The organism is Maribacter dokdonensis DSW-8 (genome assembly GCF_001447995.1).
Taxonomy (GTDB): Bacteria; Bacteroidota; Bacteroidia; order Flavobacteriales; family Flavobacteriaceae; genus Maribacter; species Maribacter dokdonensis.
Map to the genome: position 1 here is coordinate 743,119 of NZ_LDPE01000001.1, position 18,964 is coordinate 762,082.

At 38.2% G+C, this 18,964-nt stretch carries 16 protein-coding genes; 9 read left to right on the top strand and 7 right to left on the bottom strand.

The features are described 5' to 3' along the window. Window positions 1-31: 31 nt before the first annotated feature. The 5 genes from I600_RS03465 to I600_RS03485 all read right to left on the bottom strand — a co-directional run bounded on the left by I600_RS03465 (window position 32) and on the right by I600_RS03485 (window position 6,484). Window positions 32-1,141 carry an alpha/beta fold hydrolase gene (locus tag I600_RS03465; protein WP_058103102.1) on the bottom strand — a complete coding sequence of 370 codons (1,110 nt, stop codon included), beginning with the start codon at window positions 1,139-1,141 and terminating at the stop codon, window positions 32-34. A 388-nt stretch (window positions 1,142-1,529) separates the two neighbouring features. Further along, entirely contained in the window at window positions 1,530-1,730 is a 201-nt protein-coding gene (locus tag I600_RS03470) for a PspC domain-containing protein (protein WP_058103103.1), read from the bottom strand. Between the two features lie 198 nt (window positions 1,731-1,928). Then, window positions 1,929-2,447, bottom strand: a complete 519-nt coding sequence (locus I600_RS03475) for a RidA family protein (RefSeq protein ID WP_058103104.1) — start codon at window positions 2,445-2,447, stop codon at window positions 1,929-1,931. Between the two features lie 315 nt (window positions 2,448-2,762). After that, window positions 2,763-3,116, bottom strand: a complete 354-nt coding sequence (locus I600_RS03480; RefSeq protein ID WP_058103105.1) for a hypothetical protein — start codon at window positions 3,114-3,116, stop codon at window positions 2,763-2,765. A gap of 140 nt (window positions 3,117-3,256) precedes the next feature. Then, window positions 3,257-6,484, bottom strand: a complete 3,228-nt coding sequence (locus tag I600_RS03485; RefSeq protein ID WP_058103106.1) for a S41 family peptidase — start codon at window positions 6,482-6,484, stop codon at window positions 3,257-3,259. Window positions 6,485-6,638: 154 nt separating this feature from the next. On the opposite strand from I600_RS03485, the gene I600_RS03490 reads away from it, so the two are divergent. The 9 genes from I600_RS03490 (at window position 6,639) to I600_RS03530 (ending at window position 17,021) form a co-directional block, all read left to right on the top strand. Next, window positions 6,639-7,232, top strand: coding sequence for a methyltransferase (locus tag I600_RS03490; RefSeq protein ID WP_082642877.1), 594 nt, complete (start codon window positions 6,639-6,641; stop codon window positions 7,230-7,232). A gap of 675 nt (window positions 7,233-7,907) precedes the next feature. Next, window positions 7,908-11,144 carry a VPS10 domain-containing protein gene (locus I600_RS03495; protein WP_058103107.1) on the top strand — a complete coding sequence of 1,079 codons (3,237 nt, stop codon included), beginning with the start codon at window positions 7,908-7,910 and terminating at the stop codon, window positions 11,142-11,144. 34 nt (window positions 11,145-11,178) lie between these two features. Beyond that, complete coding sequence (locus I600_RS03500; RefSeq protein WP_058103108.1) at window positions 11,179-13,098, top strand: S9 family peptidase; 1,920 nt, start codon at window positions 11,179-11,181, stop codon at window positions 13,096-13,098. Between the two features lie 34 nt (window positions 13,099-13,132). After that, entirely contained in the window at window positions 13,133-13,858 is a 726-nt protein-coding gene (locus tag I600_RS03505; RefSeq protein ID WP_058103109.1) for a DUF2490 domain-containing protein, read from the top strand. A gap of 28 nt (window positions 13,859-13,886) precedes the next feature. After that, complete coding sequence (locus I600_RS03510; RefSeq protein ID WP_058103110.1) at window positions 13,887-14,525, top strand: YceI family protein; 639 nt, start codon at window positions 13,887-13,889, stop codon at window positions 14,523-14,525. Between the two features lie 148 nt (window positions 14,526-14,673). Next, entirely contained in the window at window positions 14,674-15,267 is a 594-nt protein-coding gene (locus tag I600_RS03515) for a superoxide dismutase family protein (protein WP_058103111.1), read from the top strand. Window positions 15,268-15,341: 74 nt separating this feature from the next. Further along, window positions 15,342-15,878, top strand: a complete 537-nt coding sequence (locus I600_RS03520) for an RNA polymerase sigma factor (RefSeq protein ID WP_058103112.1) — start codon at window positions 15,342-15,344, stop codon at window positions 15,876-15,878. A 1-nt stretch (window position 15,879) separates the two neighbouring features. After that, window positions 15,880-16,674, top strand: a complete 795-nt coding sequence (locus tag I600_RS03525) for an anti-sigma factor (protein ID WP_058103113.1) — start codon at window positions 15,880-15,882, stop codon at window positions 16,672-16,674. 164 nt (window positions 16,675-16,838) lie between these two features. Then, on the top strand, window positions 16,839-17,021 hold the full coding sequence (locus tag I600_RS03530) for a hypothetical protein (protein ID WP_058103114.1): 183 nt from the start codon (window positions 16,839-16,841) through the stop codon (window positions 17,019-17,021). A gap of 9 nt (window positions 17,022-17,030) precedes the next feature. Here I600_RS03530 and I600_RS03535 read toward each other — a convergent pair whose 3' ends face one another. Both I600_RS03535 and I600_RS03540 read right to left on the bottom strand, forming a co-directional pair. Continuing rightward, complete coding sequence (locus I600_RS03535) at window positions 17,031-18,074, bottom strand: VOC family protein (protein ID WP_058103115.1); 1,044 nt, start codon at window positions 18,072-18,074, stop codon at window positions 17,031-17,033. Beyond that, entirely contained in the window at window positions 18,067-18,771 is a 705-nt protein-coding gene (locus I600_RS03540; protein ID WP_058103116.1) for a glycosyltransferase, read from the bottom strand. The genes I600_RS03535 and I600_RS03540 overlap by 8 nt, the downstream gene beginning before the upstream one ends. Window positions 18,772-18,964 lie beyond the last annotated feature (193 nt).

An 18,964-nucleotide genomic window follows, 5' to 3' on the forward strand; every position in this document is an offset into this window, starting at 1 on the left:
AACAAACCTATTGTTTCCGTCTTCGTACAAATTATTTTTTCAATATTTCGTTGATGTATATGGAACGATATTTTTCTGGATATTCTACCTGTACTCCGTGTGTGCCATTCTCAAATAAAAACCATTTTTTTGAAGGCGCCCTAATGGAATCAAAATACATCTTTGCAACAGAGGTTTCGGTAAAATGGTCATTATCTCCTTGCAAAATATACACAGGTACTTTAAATTCTGGAATATCACGCATTAAATTCATATCTATTGCAGTGGGTTGTAAAATCTTAGCTGCAGGATAGTAAGTTTCTGGACTATTGATCATATCCGTAAATTTTTCACTAAACGTTAATCCATTATCCAAAAACATCCTTTTAATAAAATTGAAATCGGTTTCTAATTTTATCGGTGCATACTTCATAACAATTTGTCTTTCTATTTCAAAGGCTTCAGTTACTGAATTTTTTGAGTTTTCAATATACGGTGGCCTTCCAATTTGTTTTAATAGATTGACTGAAATAGTATCATTGTGCTTTTGTGATTCCGATAGTGCAAATTCATAGGACAATTCTTCCGAGAGTGATAGATTCGCCATTAGACCACTACCAATATAAGCGTGATATAATTCAGGCTGTTTTTGTACCATATAAGCTGCTACCGCTGTTCCCCATGATAAGCCTTCAATGTAAATCCTATCCTTTTTAAAAGTCTCTTTTAGATGTTCTGATAGTTGCAAACCATCTTCCACTATTTGGTTTAAGGTAATTGCTGAATCAGGTATGCTATCATTATAAGCTAGTCCAGACCCTCTTTGATCCCAATAACAAACCGTGAATATATCTTCTAAATCAATCCCAGTGAGTTTATAAATAACCGGTAAAATTGGTGCACCCGGTCCGCCGTGAACTATTAGTAGCACGGGATTATTTTTGTCTTTCCCCCTAATCGTAATTCGTTGTGGCACTCCGTTTATCGTCATGTCCTCGTGCATGGCAATACTATTTGGAAGCACATTACCTTGTTCATCTAAAAAAGGTTCTTCTTCTCCGGAACTATTGATTCGGATAACTAATAAAACAACTAAAATAAATGCAACTAGCGCTCCCAGTAAAACCAAAAACCACTTTCCTATTTTCTTTATTATTTTCATATGACCCTAATTCTTTTTATGGTTGTTCTTGCTATTTTAGCATTATATATCAGATAATTACGGATTAAATTAGCGATTATTCTCGGTTTATCAAGGGCGTAAGCAATTCCGAGTGGATTAGGACGAAGTCAAATCTGCCGTAATTGTGGTTATACATTTTTGTGGGTAGCTTTATTATATAATTTCAAATTAATATCTAAACCAATCTTCTAAGTCTAATCGATTTATCACTGTTAAACAGTTTTTTCATAAAGGAAAATTCGTTTTTTAATGAAATTCCGATTATAGAACTATAGTGATATTTTGTATAGTCTTAGTCTTTGGTTGATTTCAATCTTACTAACGATTAAAATAGCATGATTTTAAAAAGAATAATTGAAATATCTTTTTAAGCTAAATAATCAGTATTAGAATTAGGCATTATGAAATTTAAAATAGTATAAATTATAAGTCCTGAAGCTCCTAATAATGTTGCGATTAAGAAAATTGTTCTTACGTGGTAGGTTTTCCAATCAACATACTCAGCGATTCCAGAGCAAATTCCAGCTATCATTTTATCATTAGATTTTTTAAGTCTTTTGTTATTCATATTCTTATTTTAGGTTAGGTCATTTAGTTGCACACAACGGTCTCGCATAACCGTTAGTTACGGATTAAATTAGCGATTATTTTCGATTTATCAAGGGCATAAGCAATTCCGAGTGGATTAGCACAGCCTGTCCCAATCTTGTTTCGAGATAGTTGAATCTGTCTAAATTTCAATTACCTTGTTCTGTTGTCGTACTTTTTATTCCGATTTATGCACTTCGAGTTCTATTTCAACCATAAATTCAGGAAGTGCCAATCCTTTTACTTCTAGCCAAGAGCCAGTTGGAAATCCATTTTTATAAATTTCAGCACGATATGCTGATTTTTCCAACATTTGCGCCATATCAGTAGTAAAAACATCTTCTTTTACAACATCGTCAAATGTGCAACCAAAGTGTTTCAATATTTTTTCCAGATCAGCATAACAATTCTTCATCTGCTGTTCCATATCGCCAATAGCAGTTGGATTTCCCTCATCATCCATACTTACAGCACCAGAAATTTTAATGCTATTCCCAATTTTCACAGCGTGAGAATATCCATAAGCTTTTTCTACTTCTGGTCGCAATAGAAAATATTCAGGTTTCTCGGGTTCAACAATTACCCCTTCTTCCACTTCTCTAGTTTCCTCCTTTTGTTTTTGTTCACAACTTTGGAATACAAAAACCATTGCAAAAAGTGTTGCCATTAATGCTAATCGGTTAGTTCGTATTTTCATAATTCTGATTGTTTAGTGCCTACATTGGTCGGTTTTCGGCTTTCCCGTTTATATTATCCGTTTCGTTTTTCAGTATGAAGCACGTGGCCTGTGCTATGCGTAGTGGGGAAGTAAGGAAACTTTTCGTTTCCGCCTGCCTTCCGGCAGGTCTATGCATGGATGCTAAATGTTATTGTTTTGCTTTATTTTTTTTCTTATCTAAAGCTAAATCTATTCCCAATAGCTATCGGGATAGCGACTTTATAAATATACGCAGACTTTTGGATTTAGCCCTAAAGTCCGTATTACGTTTAGGTTCTGTTGGCGGTAGTTTTTTTATTTTTCCAAATCTTGATTTTCGATACCCATTTTGGATTGCTTTAATTCGTTTGAACAAATATTAAAGTCTAGAATCAAATGATTAGGTCGAAATCGGATTGAGCAAGAGTCAAGTTTTTTTCCCGTTCCTATATTCAGTCCATTTTTATAGATATAATAGGTTGTATATCTAGGTCCAGCAAAACCAATACAACTTTTATCTTGTACTTCATATTCGTTAATTTTGGCAATTATTTTGACGTCACATTCTTCTCCCGCAGCTTTTAGAAATTTGGTCAAAAGAAAATAGCCTCCTGCAACTATTAATGCAAAAACAGAAACAACAATAATTAAAATTCTTTTGAGTTTCATAATTCACTTTTTCCATTTAAAAGCAACCGTAAGTTTTTAGAAATTACCGCCAACTATTGTATATGAACACAATTGTACATATCCCTAAATATAAAAATATATGTACAATTGTAATTTACTCTTATGTACTAAATTCAGCGCTACTCCACCTCTTTCAGTAACACCTCAATTGACTTCTCTAGTTGCTGATCAATGCCGTTTGCAATAACACTGGGTTGGTTTTTAACAATGAATTCTGGATCGGTCTCGTTGTTTTCCATCCACTCGCCTGCTTTGTTTTTGGCACTTACGGGTACTACGCCCCAAACACCTCCATTGGGTAAACGTTCCCAACCGGCAAAGCTACAGGTACCCGGTACGGGCATTCCCACGGTCTTACCGATCTTTAGATCCACATAACCGCTCGCAAAGCAAGAACCATCACTATACATAGATTCATTGAACATGGCCAAGGTTGGTTTTGTCCACCTAGAGGTTGGCTCGCCACCTACTACCCTATCTTCAGTTTCGTAAGATAAAAATGGTATACCGGTAAAAAACATGGCCAGGTCTGCTACTAAATCGCCACCACCATTAAAACGGGTATCTATAATGACCGCTTTTTTATCATTGAACTTGCCCAACATTTCTTCATAAATGGTACGGTAAGGTCCGTCTGCCATGCCCGGTATATGCACATAGCCCAAGGTTCCGTTGCTTTTTTTCAATACTTCTTTTTCATTGGTTTTCACCCAACGATCATACAACAGACCTCCTTCTTCCCTTAGCGAAATAGGCTTTACGGTCAGCTGTTTCTTTTTGCCTTTTTCATCCACAATATCCAGCAGGGTAAAATCTCCGGCAATGCGGTTTAAATAGCGCGCCACATCCGTGCCTGCATCAATAGTTTCACCGTTTATTTTCTGTATGATCATGCCGGGTAAAATGTCAAAACCAGCCTTATCCAACGGACCACCCTTTATGACTTCGGTAATTTTTATTCCGTCGCCTTTATAATCATAATCCATAAAAATACCCAACGATGCGGTTTCATCACCATTTTCAATAGCACCGTAGAAGCGTCCGCCAGCGTGACTCACGTTCAGCTCTCCCAACATTTCCGATACCATTTCCATAAACTCAAAGTCATTGCCAATATGCGGCAGGTATTTTTCATATTCGGAGCGCATAGCTTGCCAATCAATTCCATGAAAGGTAGATGTATAAAATATGCCATTGGTCTTTAGCCAAATGTGATCGAACATAAATTTGCGTTCGGCATCGGCATCCAATACCATTTCGGCTTTCAGTTTTACCGGTTCTTTTTTACCGCCCGCAACATCTACTTTAGAAATGCTACCATCTGATAATAGAAATAAGTTTTCCTTCTTGGCATCCCACTGTAAACTTGCCGATTTTGCTCCTAGTGCCACCAACATTTTGGTGCTTTTGGTACGTATTTCGGTTTCCCAAAGATTATAGTCCTTTTCAAATTTGGTCAGGTAGTACAGTTTTTCCCCATCTTTAGAGAGTACGGCATCAGACAATTTAGAGGAGTGTATGGTTAATCGGGCTTTTCTTCGGTCTACATCCTCCAAATCGAATTTTAAGGTATTTATTTTAGGTTTCTCTTCCTTCTTACCCTTCTTCTTTTTATCGTCTTTATCCTCGCCTTCTTTTTCTTTTTTAGTCTCTTCTATCATTTTCAACAGATCATACTCTTCTTTGGTATTGTTGAATTTGTCCCAAGACTCTTGGGTCAAGAACATGGTATATACATCGGTCTCAAAAGAACCACTGGTGGCATAACTTTTTAGACCGTTACGGTTAGTGAAATACATGATCTGACTACCATCATTCACCCATTTTGGATAGTACTCATAGTAGCCACTTTGGGTCAGGTTTTTACGCTTTTTCCCATCCTTGGATATCAAAAGCACCTCCGTGTTGTTCAGTGAAACACTCCAGTCTACCAATAGCCATTTGCTATCCGGACTCCACTGATAATACTGGTCTCCGTCCCTCATATGTATGATTTCATCTGGAGTCAATAATGTGCTTACCTCTTTTGTTTTTAGATTCTTGACCTTTAAGGTCTTTCTATCTTCTATATATGCCACATAGGTACTATCCGGAGAAAACTCAGGCAAGTAAATATCATTTTTAGACGTTACCAAAGTATCTTCTTTGATCAGGGTAGCCGCAAAGAAATAAGGCTCTTCCGATCGCACCTTTGAAGATTTAAAAATGCTCCACTTGCCATTGCGTTCACTGCTGTACGCTACAGATGTGCCATCTGGCATAAACTTTACAAAGCGTTCCTGTTCCGGGGTGTTGGTGATACGCTTGGTCAAAGAACCATCTACAGAGGTCACAAATACTTCTCCCCTGCTTATGAAAGCAATTTCCTTGCCGTTAGGGGCTACATCCATTTCTTGCACACCACCGTTGACCGATTTATAGGTGATAGCATTACTATCTTCTTGCGTTCTTACTATTATTTCTACCTTCTTAGCACCTTCTCCGGCTTTTAGCGTATAAATTTCGCCATCATAACCAAATGCCAAGGTATTGTCCCCAATACTTAATGAGCGTACCGGGTGAGTCTTAAAACCGGTATGTGCAGTAATTTCAGATGCTCCCGTCAACGACATGGAATAGACATTAAAAGAGCCTTCTTGCTCGCTTAAATAGTAAATGGCACTACCGTCTTTTGAAAATACCGGATTACGGTCTTCCCCTTTAAAATTGGTTAATTTAGTATGTTTTCCCGTTGCTGGTTCATACGACCAAATATCTCTGGTAATAGCAGATGTGTGATGCTTTCTAAAGGCATCTTCATAGCCTTTTTTATCATGGTACACCATTTTAGAGCCATCGGCATTTACTTGTACATCTTCTGCTGGAACGGTCAACACCTGAACTACCCTGCCCCCATTTGCGGGAACACTGTACAGTTCTGGTTGCGATGCTGTTGGGTATTGCCGATGCTCGGCATCATCCAATCGCATGGCGCCAAATAAAACTGCGGTATCGTCAGCAGAAAAACTGAATGCCTTTTCATCGTTACTATGATAGGTCAATCTAGTTGACGGTCCGCCTTTGGCATCCATGACATACACATCAAAATTGCCGTATCTGTCCGAGGAGAAAGCAATTTTTTCTCCGTTCTTGCTCCAAACCGGGGCATAATCATTAGCAACATGGTATGTTAGTTGTTTGGCCACGCCACCATCTACAGGCACTGTAAAGAGGTTTCCTTTGTACGTAAACGCTATAGTTTCACCGTTGGGAGAAATGGCCGGGTAACGTGCCCATTGTGGATTTGTCTGTGCTGAACATACGTACGTTAAGCAAATTGCCATTACCGATAAAAAAGAGTATTTCATGTATTTAAGTAGTTGGTATTTAGTAGATACGAAAGATAGGTATTTGATTTATCTACGGCAATGAAACTATGATCAATGGTATTCAATTCTACATAGATGGTAGAAATTGGCTAATTCTGATTAAATTTACTGTACCGACAAATACTATATTATCTTGATAGAAGAAGAGCATTATTGGACAGAAAGGTATATGAACAAAGATATGGGTTGGGACATTGGCTACCCTTCTACGCCCATTAAAGAATATGCCGATCAATTAACCGATACATCGATTCAGATTTTAATTCCGGGTGCCGGAAATGCTTACGAAGCCGAATACCTTTGGAAACAAGGATTTACCAATGTCCATATTCTAGATATTTCCGAAATCCCATTAAAAGAATTTAAAAAAAGAAACCCCGATTTCCCGGATAAAAACATGCACCAATCTGATTTTTTTGAGTTCAAAGGCCAATACGATCTAATTTTAGAGCAAACCTTTTTCTGCTCCTTTGTACCTACCGATGCCAATAGAAATGCCTATGCCAAACAAATGGCAAGCCTATTGAAACCTAATGGGAAATTAGTGGGACTCTGGTTCACTTTTCCCCTTACCGGTGATATGGAAAAGCGCCCATTTGGCGGAAACAAAGATCTGTACATCAATTATTTATCACCCTATTTTAAAACGATCACTTTCGATCCTTGCTATAACTCCATTAAACCAAGACAGGGGAACGAGTTGTTCGGGATTTTTCAAGTTCTTTGATTGGTTGTTGGTTACTCGTGCTCGTTGCTCGTTGCTCGTTGCTCGTTGCTCGTTGCTCGTTGCTCGGTCACTTCGGCTACGCTCAGTGACCTTGGTTTAGGAGAAACGCATGGCTCAACTATTGGTGGAGACTGAAAACTGATACTGCCAACTGAACAAACTATCACTTCGGCTACGCTCAGTGACCTTATTTACAATGTGATAAAACAAGAATGAAAAACTCATAGCGAAACTGGTTTTTGAAAACTGATACTGTTAACTGAAAACTGATACTGCCTACTGAACAAACTATCACTTCGGCTACGCACAGTGACCTTAATCACTATTTGTCAGTTCGAGTGAATTTCGAGGAACGAGAAATTTGCTTGCCCGCCGAGAAGGAGGGTATCGAGAACCTTTACGTGTTCCAAAAATTCTAGATACCTGCCCGTCGTCAGGCAGGCAACTTTTCAGTTTCCGCTATGCTACAACTAAAAAGCCCCTCGAACTGACCATTCAGCAACGTAAACTACACTGTAACCACTGACTGAAAACTGATACTGCCTACTGAACACTGGACTGCAAAACTGTTAAAGGATTACGGATTCTTCAAAACTACATACTGTTAACATCCTTTTAAGAATACTTCCTTTTCTTTTCCGCTATTTTTAGAAACATAACTAACAAACCACTCAAATGACAAGAAGATTACTCTCCCTGTTGATGCTTTTCGCATCTATTTTCGTTTCTGCACAAGATTTTAAAATGGACCTGGTTCAAGACTTAAAGCCCCGTAATATTGGTCCCGGTGGTATGAGCGGTCGTGTAACCGCCATTGATGTTGTCAATGACAATCCGGATATTATGTATGTAGGTACCGCTTCTGGCGGATTATGGAAATCTACGTCCGGCGGCGTAAAATGGGAACCTATTTTTGATAAAGAAGTGACCGCATCTATTGGTGCGCTTGCTATTCAACAAAGTAATCCGTCCGTAATTTGGGCTGGTACTGGTGAAGGTAACCCAAGAAATAGCTTAAACGGTGGTTACGGAGTATACAAATCCCTTGATGGTGGAAAGACCTGGAAATCTATGGGTCTTGAAAAAACCAGACATATTCATAGAATCAAAATAGACCCCATGAACCCTAACACCGTTTATGTAGGTGCTATTGGATCTCCTTGGGGAGAACACCCAGAACGCGGCGTTTTTAAAACTACCGATGGTGGCGAGACTTGGGAAAAGGTGTTGTTCGTAAATAACAAAACAGGGGTTGCAGATCTTATTATGGATCCTACCAATCCTAATAAGCTGATCGCTGCCATGTGGGAACACAAGCGCGAACCTTGGTTCTTTAACTCCGGTGGTGCAGGTAGCGGACTTTACATGACCCACGATGGTGGTAAAAATTGGAAAAAATTAAGCGAGGAAGATGGCTTACCAGCTGGTGACCTGGGTAGAATTGGTGTAGCCATTGCTCCGGGAAAACCTGAGGTTATCTATGCCTTGGTTGAAGCTAAAAAGAACGCGTTGTACAAATCTGAAGATGGCGGCTTTAAATGGAAGAAAGTAAATGATAAGAGCGATATAGGCAACAGACCTTTCTATTACTCTGAAATTTATGTTGATCCTGAAAATGAAAACAGGGTATTCTCCGTATTCACCTATGTGAACGTTTCGCAAGATGGCGGTAAAAACTTTACGCAATTGATGCCTGCATACCGGGCGGATAATGGGGTACACCCCGATCATCACGCCTTTTGGATCCACCCAGAAAACGGACAGTTTATGATGGACGGTAATGATGGCGGACTTAATATTTCTAAAGATGGCGGAAAAACATGGCGATTTGTGGGCAACCTTCCCGTGGCGCAATTCTACCACATTGCAGTAGATAATGAATATCCATATAATGTCTACGGTGGTATGCAAGATAACGGTTCTTGGAGAGGACCTGCCTATGTTTGGAAATCACAGGGAATTCGTAATAGCTACTGGCAAGAAATTAGTTTTGGTGATGGTTTTGATGTTGTTCCCGATCCTGTAGATTCCAGATATGGGTATACCATGAGCCAACAAGGTAACGTACAACGTTTTGATCATGTAACCGGTGATAACTACATTGTACGCCCTACTCCACCAGATGCGGATACCGAATTACGTTTCAATTGGAACTCGGCCATTAGTCAAGATCCTTTTGATACCAGTACCGTTTATTTTGGTAGTCAGTTTGTACATAAGAGTACGGATAAAGCATTGACTTGGAAAGTGATTTCACCTGATTTGACAACGAACGATCCAGAAAAACAAAAGCAAAGTGAAAGCGGCGGTTTATCTATGGATGCGACTGGTGCCGAAAACCATACCACAATTTTGGTTATTGAACCCTCTGCAGTTGAAAGGGATATGCTTTGGGTAGGTTCTGATGACGGTCGAGTGCACTATACCCAAAACGGAGGTGGAACCTGGACAGAAGTAACCGCAAACATCAAAGGCTTACCTAAAGGAAGTTGGATTCCGCAAATAAAGGCATCTACCCGTAATAAGGGTGAAGCATTGTTGATCGCCAACGACTATAGAAGATTCAATTATACGCCATATGCGTACCGCACCAAAGACTATGGTAAAACTTGGACAAGAATTGTTGATGCCACAGATGTAGAAAGCTATACCCTATCTATTATTGAAGACCCTGAAAATCCTAATTTATTGTTCCTAGGTACCGATGACGGATTGTATGTTTCTTTCAATGCCGGAGAAAAATGGCAGAAATGGACCGAAGGTTTCCCAACGGTTTCTACCAAAGATTTAGCCATTCACCCAAGAGAGCAAGATTTGGTGATCGGTACATTTGGTCGTGCTGCGTGGGTATTAGATGATATTCGTCCGTTACGAGCTCTAGCCGCAGATGCTACCATTTTAAACAAGGAAATAGAATTATTTACTCCGCCAACGGCATATCAGGCATCCTACCAACAACCTACAGGCAGTCGTTTTGGTGCCGATGGTCTTTACCAAGGTGAAAACAGAAAGTCCGGTGCTATGATTACCTTTTATTTAAAGGAAGGTAAAAAATCTGCCAAAAAAGGCAAGGGCATGAAGGGTAGAAAAGAGGATTCATCCGAAGAAAAAACAGAAGAAGAAACAGATAGCGTTGCGTTGACCGGAGTTCAAAAGAAGGATTCCGTTCAGTTCGATTTTTACGATGGCGATAGACTGATTCGAACTTTAAAATACAAGACTCCAGAAAAAGCAGGATTTCACAGAATTTACTGGGGAATGGATGAAAAAGGCGCGGATAGACCTTCTAGAAAAGTACAGACCAAAAAGAAAGAGTCTGGCGGTTTAGACGTAAAACCAGGCACCTATACCATAAAAATGTTATACGGTGATCTGGAAGAAGAAACTACGATTACGGTAAAATCAGACCCACGTTTAGAAGTATCTCAAACAGGAATCAATGAAGCCTATGCAAACGGAAAAGAATTGGAATCATACATGCAGACAGCAGCAGATGCGGTACTGCAATTGGCAAAAAGTAAAGAGGTTGCAGAGAAGTTTCAAAAAGATCTGAAAAAAGAGGACGATAAAAAGTACAAAGAACAAATAGACGCCTCTAAAGATATCATTAAACAAATAGATTCTATCACCGCTATATATTTAGGTAAGGTCGATAAAAGACAAGGAATAACCCGTAGTAAAGAAATGACGGTAATGCAACGTATTCAAATTGCAAGGCGCTACGTAGGATCTAGAAAAACCGGTATGACGGCAACGGAAAAACAATTAATGCAATTTGCCAAAGATGATCTGCAGAGCGCGCTACAAAAAACAAATGCTTTCTTCGCCAAAGAATGGGTAGAATACCAAACTAATATGAAAAGCTTAGATATATCACCTTTTAAAGAAACAGAAGTTTTTAATTTGAATTAATATGTAAAAGTCTAACATTCTAAAAACCAATACTATGAAGTACCTAATGGCTTGCTTTGTGTTTACGCTTATGTTAAGCTGTAAAGAAGAACCTAAAAAACCTTCTATTGCAGAAACGATGAAGACCTATACCATCAAACAAATGATGGATAACGAAGCCATTGGTGGCGGTAGTTTTTCCCCTGATAATTCTAAATTACTTATCTCAAGTAATAGATCTGGTATTTACAACATGTACACAGTGCCTACAAGCGGCGGTGAATTGACTCCCGTTACTATGTCTGACAGTGCATCTGTATTCGCCATATCCTATTTTCCAAAAGATGAACGTATGTTGTTTAGAATGGATGGAAATGGTGATGAGATATTTCATATTTACGTCAGAGATCTAGACGGTACGCAGACCGACCTTACACCGGCAGAAGGTGCCCGTGCATCGTTCTACGGGTGGGCAGAAGATGATATGAGTTTTTACTATACTTCTAACGAGAGAAACCCTAGAAATGATGATATCTATGAAATGGACTTAGAAACTCTTGAGCCTACCCTGATCTATGAAAATACGGAAGGTTATAGCATTGACGGAATTTCCGAGGACAAGAAATATATAACCTTGGGCAAGCCCATCAATACCAATGATTCCGATTTGTTTATTTACACTTTATCGGATAAAAAGCTGACCAAAATCAATGAAAATCAAAGCGCCAACAGTAGCTCTGGATTTTCCAATGATGGTTCTTCTTTGTATTATACCACAGATGATGGAGAGGAATTCTCTTATTTAATGAAGTACGATATTGCCACTGGCAACAGAGAAAAGGTAATGCAAAAAAATTGGGATATATGGGGTACCTATTTTACGGAAAACGGTACCTATCAGGTAACCTATATTAACGAAGACGCCAAGAATGTCATTGAAATAAATAATGTTAGCACCGGTGAAAATGTTGCTCTTCCTTCTTTGGATGGTTTGGACGTAACCAGTGTAGATTTCTCAGATGATGAAAAACTAATGCGTTTTTATGCTGGTGGGTCACACACCCCTTCTAATTTGTTCGTTTATAATTTAGAAACCAAAGAACAGACCCAGTTAACCAATGTTTTAAATAACGAAATAAATGGTGAAGACTTGGTGAACGCAGAAGTAATACGTTACAAGTCTTTTGATGGGGTTGAAATTCCTGCCATTTATTACAAGCCCCACCAGGCAAGTGCGGACACCAAAGTACCTGCATTGGTTTGGGTTCATGGCGGACCGGGCGGACAAAGTAGACAGAACTTTAGCTCATTTATTCAATATTTGACCAATCATGGCTATGCCGTACTAGCCGTTAACAACAGAGGTAGTAGCGGCTATGGCAAAACTTTTTATCAAATGGATGATTTAAACCATGGCGATAAGGATTTAAAAGACTGTGTAGAAGGCAAAAATTGGCTTGCCCAACAGCCAGAAATAGATGCTAATAAAATTGGAATCATTGGCGGCTCTTACGGTGGTTATATGACTATGGCGGCATTGACCTATACCCCAGAAGAGTTTGCCGTTGGGGTAAATTTGTTTGGCGTAACCAATTGGGTACGAACATTAAAAAGTATACCGCCATGGTGGGAGTCTTTTAAAGATGCCTTATATAAAGAATTAGGAGACCCATACAGTGCAGATTCCGTTCGGTTAAAAGAGATTTCCCCTTTGTTTCATACCGATAAGGTGACCAAACCTTTAATTGTTTTACAAGGTTCGCAAGACCCTAGAGTATTACAAGTAGAATCTGACGAAATTGTTGCAGGTGTAAAAAAGAACGGTGTTCCCGTAGAATACGTGCTCTTTGAAGATGAAGGTCATGGTTTTGTAAAAAAAGAAAATCAGATTGAAGCGTATAGTAGGGTTTTAGATTTTTTAGATTTGTATTTGAAGAAGGATAAAGCAACACCCATTGAAGAAGGCGATAAGTAAAGCCAAAATTTTAAGTTTCATATTAAATTAAAGAATGAAGAAAGTTTTTACGTTACTAGTATTATTAGCAACTATTAATCAAATAAATGCTCAAAGTGATGGTACAGGAGAAGACGATTTTGGTAGTTGGTTCATGTATTTTGGAACCAATAAAATTGCCGATAAATGGAGTATACATACCGAAGCTCAATTTAGATATTATGAAATGGCATCGAACTTTAACCAGTTGCTTCTAAGAACTGGGGTGAATTATCATATTAACCCTGATGCTATCGCTACTTTAGGCTACGGGTTTATTGAAACCGACCCTACTTTTACGGAGTTTGATGAACTTGGTGTAAATACTTTAGTTGAAAACAATTCAATTTCCGAGCATCGTATATTTGAGCAGTTCATTCTTAAAAATAAAGTGTGGGAATTTAATTTTGAACATCGTTACCGCCTAGAGCAGCGCTTTGTACAAAACAATTTTACCGGTGAAAGCAACACATTGCACAGAGCTCGTTATAGAATTCAAATGACCTTACCCCTAACCGATATCTTTTTCTTGAATTTCTATGATGAGATTTTCATAAATCTACAAGACAGTGCATTCGGTCAAAACCGTGCCTATGCCGCACTTGGGGTTAATGTTACCGAAGATTTAAGCATGCAATTTGGCTACTTAAAAAATCACTTTACAGGGGCTAATTACGATCGTCTACAAATTGGTGTTTTTTATAACACCGATCTGCGTGGCATTTTTAAAAAGAAGAAGTAAATTTATACCATAAACAAACTACATTATTATGAAAAAAATAGCATTGACTTTCGCGAGTGCATTATTGATCATTTTCGCAAGTTGCAAGGACGCTAAAAAAAGTGAAGATTCTAAAAATGTTGAAGCCACAGCAGAAACTACTGATATGTACAGCTTGGTTCAAGACTCTACCAAGGTAAGTTTCACCGCATACAAAACAACTGATAAAGTGCCAGTTGGCGGTATGTTCAAAAAGATAAACTTTACCAACACAACAAGTGGAGCAACTGCCATGGAAGCTTTAAACGGAACTGAATTTAGTATTCCCGTAAGCAGTTTGTTTACCAATGACCCTACCGGTACTAGAGACCCAAAGCTTTTAGAATTCTTTTTTGGAGTATTAAAAGATACCGAGCTTATTTCTGGTGTGGTTAAGGTAGAAGGTGAAAATAGCTCTATAGACGTTACCTTAAATGGTGAAACCCAAAATATACCCCTTACCTACGAAATGGATGGCGACAACAAAATTACTTTTAGTGGTGTAATGGATTTGGAAAACTGGAACGCTTTAGATGCCGTTGCCTCTATAAACAAAGCTTGTGAAATTTTACATACCGGTAAAGATGGTGTGAGCAAAACTTGGAGCGAAGTTGCCGTTAAAGCCGAAGTGCTTTTGGATAAAAAATAATAACTATTATATATGTATAGATAAGGAGGAGCGTTAACGCTCCTCTTTTTTTATCACTAAAGATTAAAAGTATTGCTCTATGCACTTAACTACTTGATATTACATTATTTATTGGCTAATTTGTTGCTTCACACTAAAATAGATTAACATGAAAATATTAAAAGTTGAATTAGCACTGTTGGCACTATTGGCTGTCTTCAGTTGCAAAGAAGTAAAAAAAGAAGCATCAGAGGCTAAAGAGGAAATGGAAGAATTAATGGATGAGGCAGAAAATGAAATGACAGAACAAGATACTGTTGTAAAGTTTATGCTTGAACCAAAAAGTGATAGCAATGTTAAAGGTGAAGTCATTTTTACCGAAGATGATGGCGAAGTTGATATGGTGGCCATGTTATCTGGCTTGAGCGAAGGCGAACATGCCATACACATTCACCAAACGGCAGACTGTACTGCAGCCGATGGTTCTTCTGCTGGAGGACACTGGAACCCAACAAATGAGCCACATGGTAAATGGGGAGCAAGTGAAGGATATCATAAAGGTGATATAGGTAACTTTAACGCAGATGCCGAGGGTAACGCCAAAGTTGAGTTTTCAACAGACGAATGGTGTATTGGCTGTGATGATGAAAATAAGAACATTTTAGGAAAAGGGGTTATTGTACACCAAGGTGTTGATGATTACACTTCTCAACCTAGTGGTGATGCAGGTGCACGTGTTAGTTGTGCCGGTATTATTGAATAGGGTTAATAATATTTCGGATAAAAGCTGTTCTTAGAACAGCTTTTTCTATTTTTAACCGTTACAAAATATTTAATATGCAATTAGACCTATTGGTTGATCAATTTAAAAAGAAAGACCCTTTGGCTTTCGAAAAGCTATATGGCATGTATAGTGAAAATATCTGTGGTGTTATCAATACCATAGTAAAAAACGATGCCTTGGCCCAAGAAATCTGTCAAGACGTATTTATAAAGATTTGGAATAACTGTGAAAGTTATAATTCTTCTAAAGGTAGATTTTTCACATGGATCCTTAACATAGCCAGAAATGCAGCTATCGATGAAATACGCAGTAGGTCGTATAAAAATGATAAAAAGAATCTTTCCGCAGATTACTTCGTAGGTATTTTACAGCACAGGGAAGAAGAAGAAAGTTCATCTGTAGATACTAAAGGTCTAAGAAAACTTGTTAATAATTTAAAGGAAAAATGTGTTCAGATCATTGAACTGTTATACTTTAGGGGTTATACACAAAAAGATGCTGCAGAAGAATTGGAAATTCCCTTAGGCACTGTAAAAACAAGAAATAGAAGTTGCATTTCCCAATTAAGGGAGAATATGGAGGTAAGATAGTATGGATGTAGAAAAATACATAGCATCGGGAATTTTGGAGCTTTACGTAGCCGGTACACTCTCAGAGAAAGAAAATCTTGAGATTGCCAACTATGCCAAGGAGTATCCAGAAATAAAAAAGGAGATCGAGGAAATTGAGGCTTCAATATTAGAATTGTCCAGAAAAGCTTCACCAGGATATCATTATTCATTTAAAGCATTGATGAATAGAATTAATGGTGAGGTCAAGGTAGTTGATATGAATGAAAAACGTAGTACTCCATTCTTATCTTATATGGGTTGGGCTGCATCTATTTTATTGGCAGTAGGACTATTCTGGATGTATCAGCAAAATCAAGATTTGAAATCTAACATTGAAGTAGTAGAAAAGCAGAATTTAGATTTGGAGCAGCAAATTGCCGATACCGATTCTTCTTTACAACAGACCCAAGAATTATTGAATACACTTAGAGATAAGAATATTAGTGTTATCCCTTTAGGAGGGCAAGACGTTTCACCTACTTCATACGCCAAGGCGTATTGGAACAAACAAGAAGAAAAAGTATTTATAGATGCCAAAGGGCTGCCAGAACCGCCAGATGGTTTTGTTTACCAGGTTTGGTCTCTTAAACTTTCGCCGCTTACACCAACCAGTATGGGTCTTCTTGAAGATTTTGCAACAGATGAAAACAAAGTCTTTGCATTAAATAATCCTAATGAGTCAGAGGCATTTGGTATTACCTTAGAACCTGCTGGTGGTAGCGAATCACCAACCCTTGAACAATTGTATACCCTTGGGGTCGTCAATGCTTCATAAGAAGTAAAACACCTCCGGGCAAGCCCATGAGGCATATAAAGGAAACATACTTTTAAATTAGAGGCAAGCCTAGGGGTGTTATACCCTTTGGCGGTGCCAATAAAAAATCATGTATTAATGGGCAGTTTATAAAAACTGCCCATTTTTTTTATTATTTTTCCAACATGGATTTAAAGAAAATTTTTGGAACGGTGCTTACCTTATTAGGAATCGGTGGGCTGGTTTATACTGCAATATTATTCGCTAATAGCAGCGGAACAACAAAACAACTTATTGTCTATGGTGTCTTAGGTGCCATTTTCTTCTTTTCGGGTATAGGACTCATTAGAAATACCAGCCAAAATTAGCCCATAGAATCATCGGTCTGTATTAACCCTGTGTAGGGCAAGGCTCTTTACTAGCCATTTAGGTAAGGTCTTATTTGGATTTCTTTTCTTTAGGTTTAGATACAAACCTAGCGCTTTTAAGATAGGTACCTTATGGGTCTCTACCAATTCTATCAACGTGCCATCTGGATCTTCCATATAACTAAAATGACCGGCGGCATCGCCCATATCAAAACTGTTGGCACTGTCTACCGTAAAAGGAGAGTTGTTCTTGATCGCCTTTTCCCTTATCACAGCCATACCAGATACATCAAAACATAGGTGAATGTAACCCAAATCGCCCCATAGCCTATTTTTAAATATCTTGTTTGGCCTTTCATCTAGCAGCTGAACAAGTTCTAGTTGCGTAGGTCCCAAAAGGTCTCCAAAACCACCAACAGACGTACGTTCTTGCTGTAACACCACCCTTCTACACTTTTTCTTATCGGTGGATAAAACCGAATCTATTGCATCGTACACTACTTTAGTATACCCCAGCATAGTGGAGTAAAACCCCATAGATTTCGTAATATCACTAACCCCTATAACAGCACCTAGCACTCCCCCATTTAATGAAGACTGCTTAGAGAAGGAATACATATCTTCTACCAGCTGAACACGGTTTCCAAAGGGGTCGTTAAAATAGAAATTTGGCTTATGGGTATGGCTTATCTCCGATAAATTAAGCACCCCTAATTCTTTTAAGTACGTGTGCATTTTCATAAGATTACCACATCTTATCTTCATAGCGTATATACCTAAATCGCCGAATTTTATAGGATTTTCAGATGCTACGGGAATTCGGTCTTTAAATTGCCAAATTTCCAAACCACCACCACCGGTCATATTGAGCGATAGGTATGCTTCCCTTTTCTCAACCTTATTATTGGTATATTGAGACATCAATGACGCAACTGCCTCATCTTCAAATAATAAAATATCAAAACCTAAATGGTTTCTATACCAATTAAATACTTTTTTGACATCTGATACTCCAATGCCTATTTGTTGAATACCGTTAATTATTTCAACCATTATATGGGGTGCGTATCAATTTATTATGAAGCGATTTTAATTTATTTCCTGGATATCCCAACTTAAATAGTACCACTAAGATGAAATTGGACAAATTGACCCGTAAATACGAATTAGATTCATATTTACGTGCCGAAACTACCAAATCGTTCTTTATTATGGTGTAAGATATCCGCTCTTTCTTCATCCTTGCAAAAAATTCAAAATCTTCCATAAGCACCTGTTGCTCATTAAAACGGCCTAGCTGTTCAAATGCTTCTTTCCTAATGAATAGGCATTGATCACCGCCACCCGTAAACAAGCCGTCTTTAGCCGTAAAGGCTGCATTTATTCGTAGATACCATTTATCCTTATCAAATCGGTAAGAGAAAAATCCTGCATCATAGCCGTCTTCCAAACTTTGCAATATGTTATCTATAAATTCAGCAGGCGGTACTACATCTGCATGTAAAAAAACCAGTGTATGGCCTAATGCCAAACTAGCCGCTTCATTCATTTGAGAAGCCCTACCCTTATTCTTGCAACGCAGTATTTTTACCTTGCTACTACATTCCAGTAATTCAATATCATCAGAATTACCGGGTGATAAGGCTACAATTACTTCTACTAATTTATTATGCTCTAAAAAACATGCAATACCAAAAAGTCGCTGTAGATTATCATATTCATTATGGGCAGGTATAATTATACTGATCATATAACTGGTTGATTCGTAGAAATTTGGTTAATTACTATTGTTTTGATTGACACCAACTTTTGTTTATTTACGTAAGTTGGTCAAAATAGTTTTAATACTGGCTTTATAATTATAAAAAAGTTAACGTAATCAATTAAACATATACTCGACCAAGGTGAAACAAACCTTTCAAATACATTTACGTAAGTAAGGT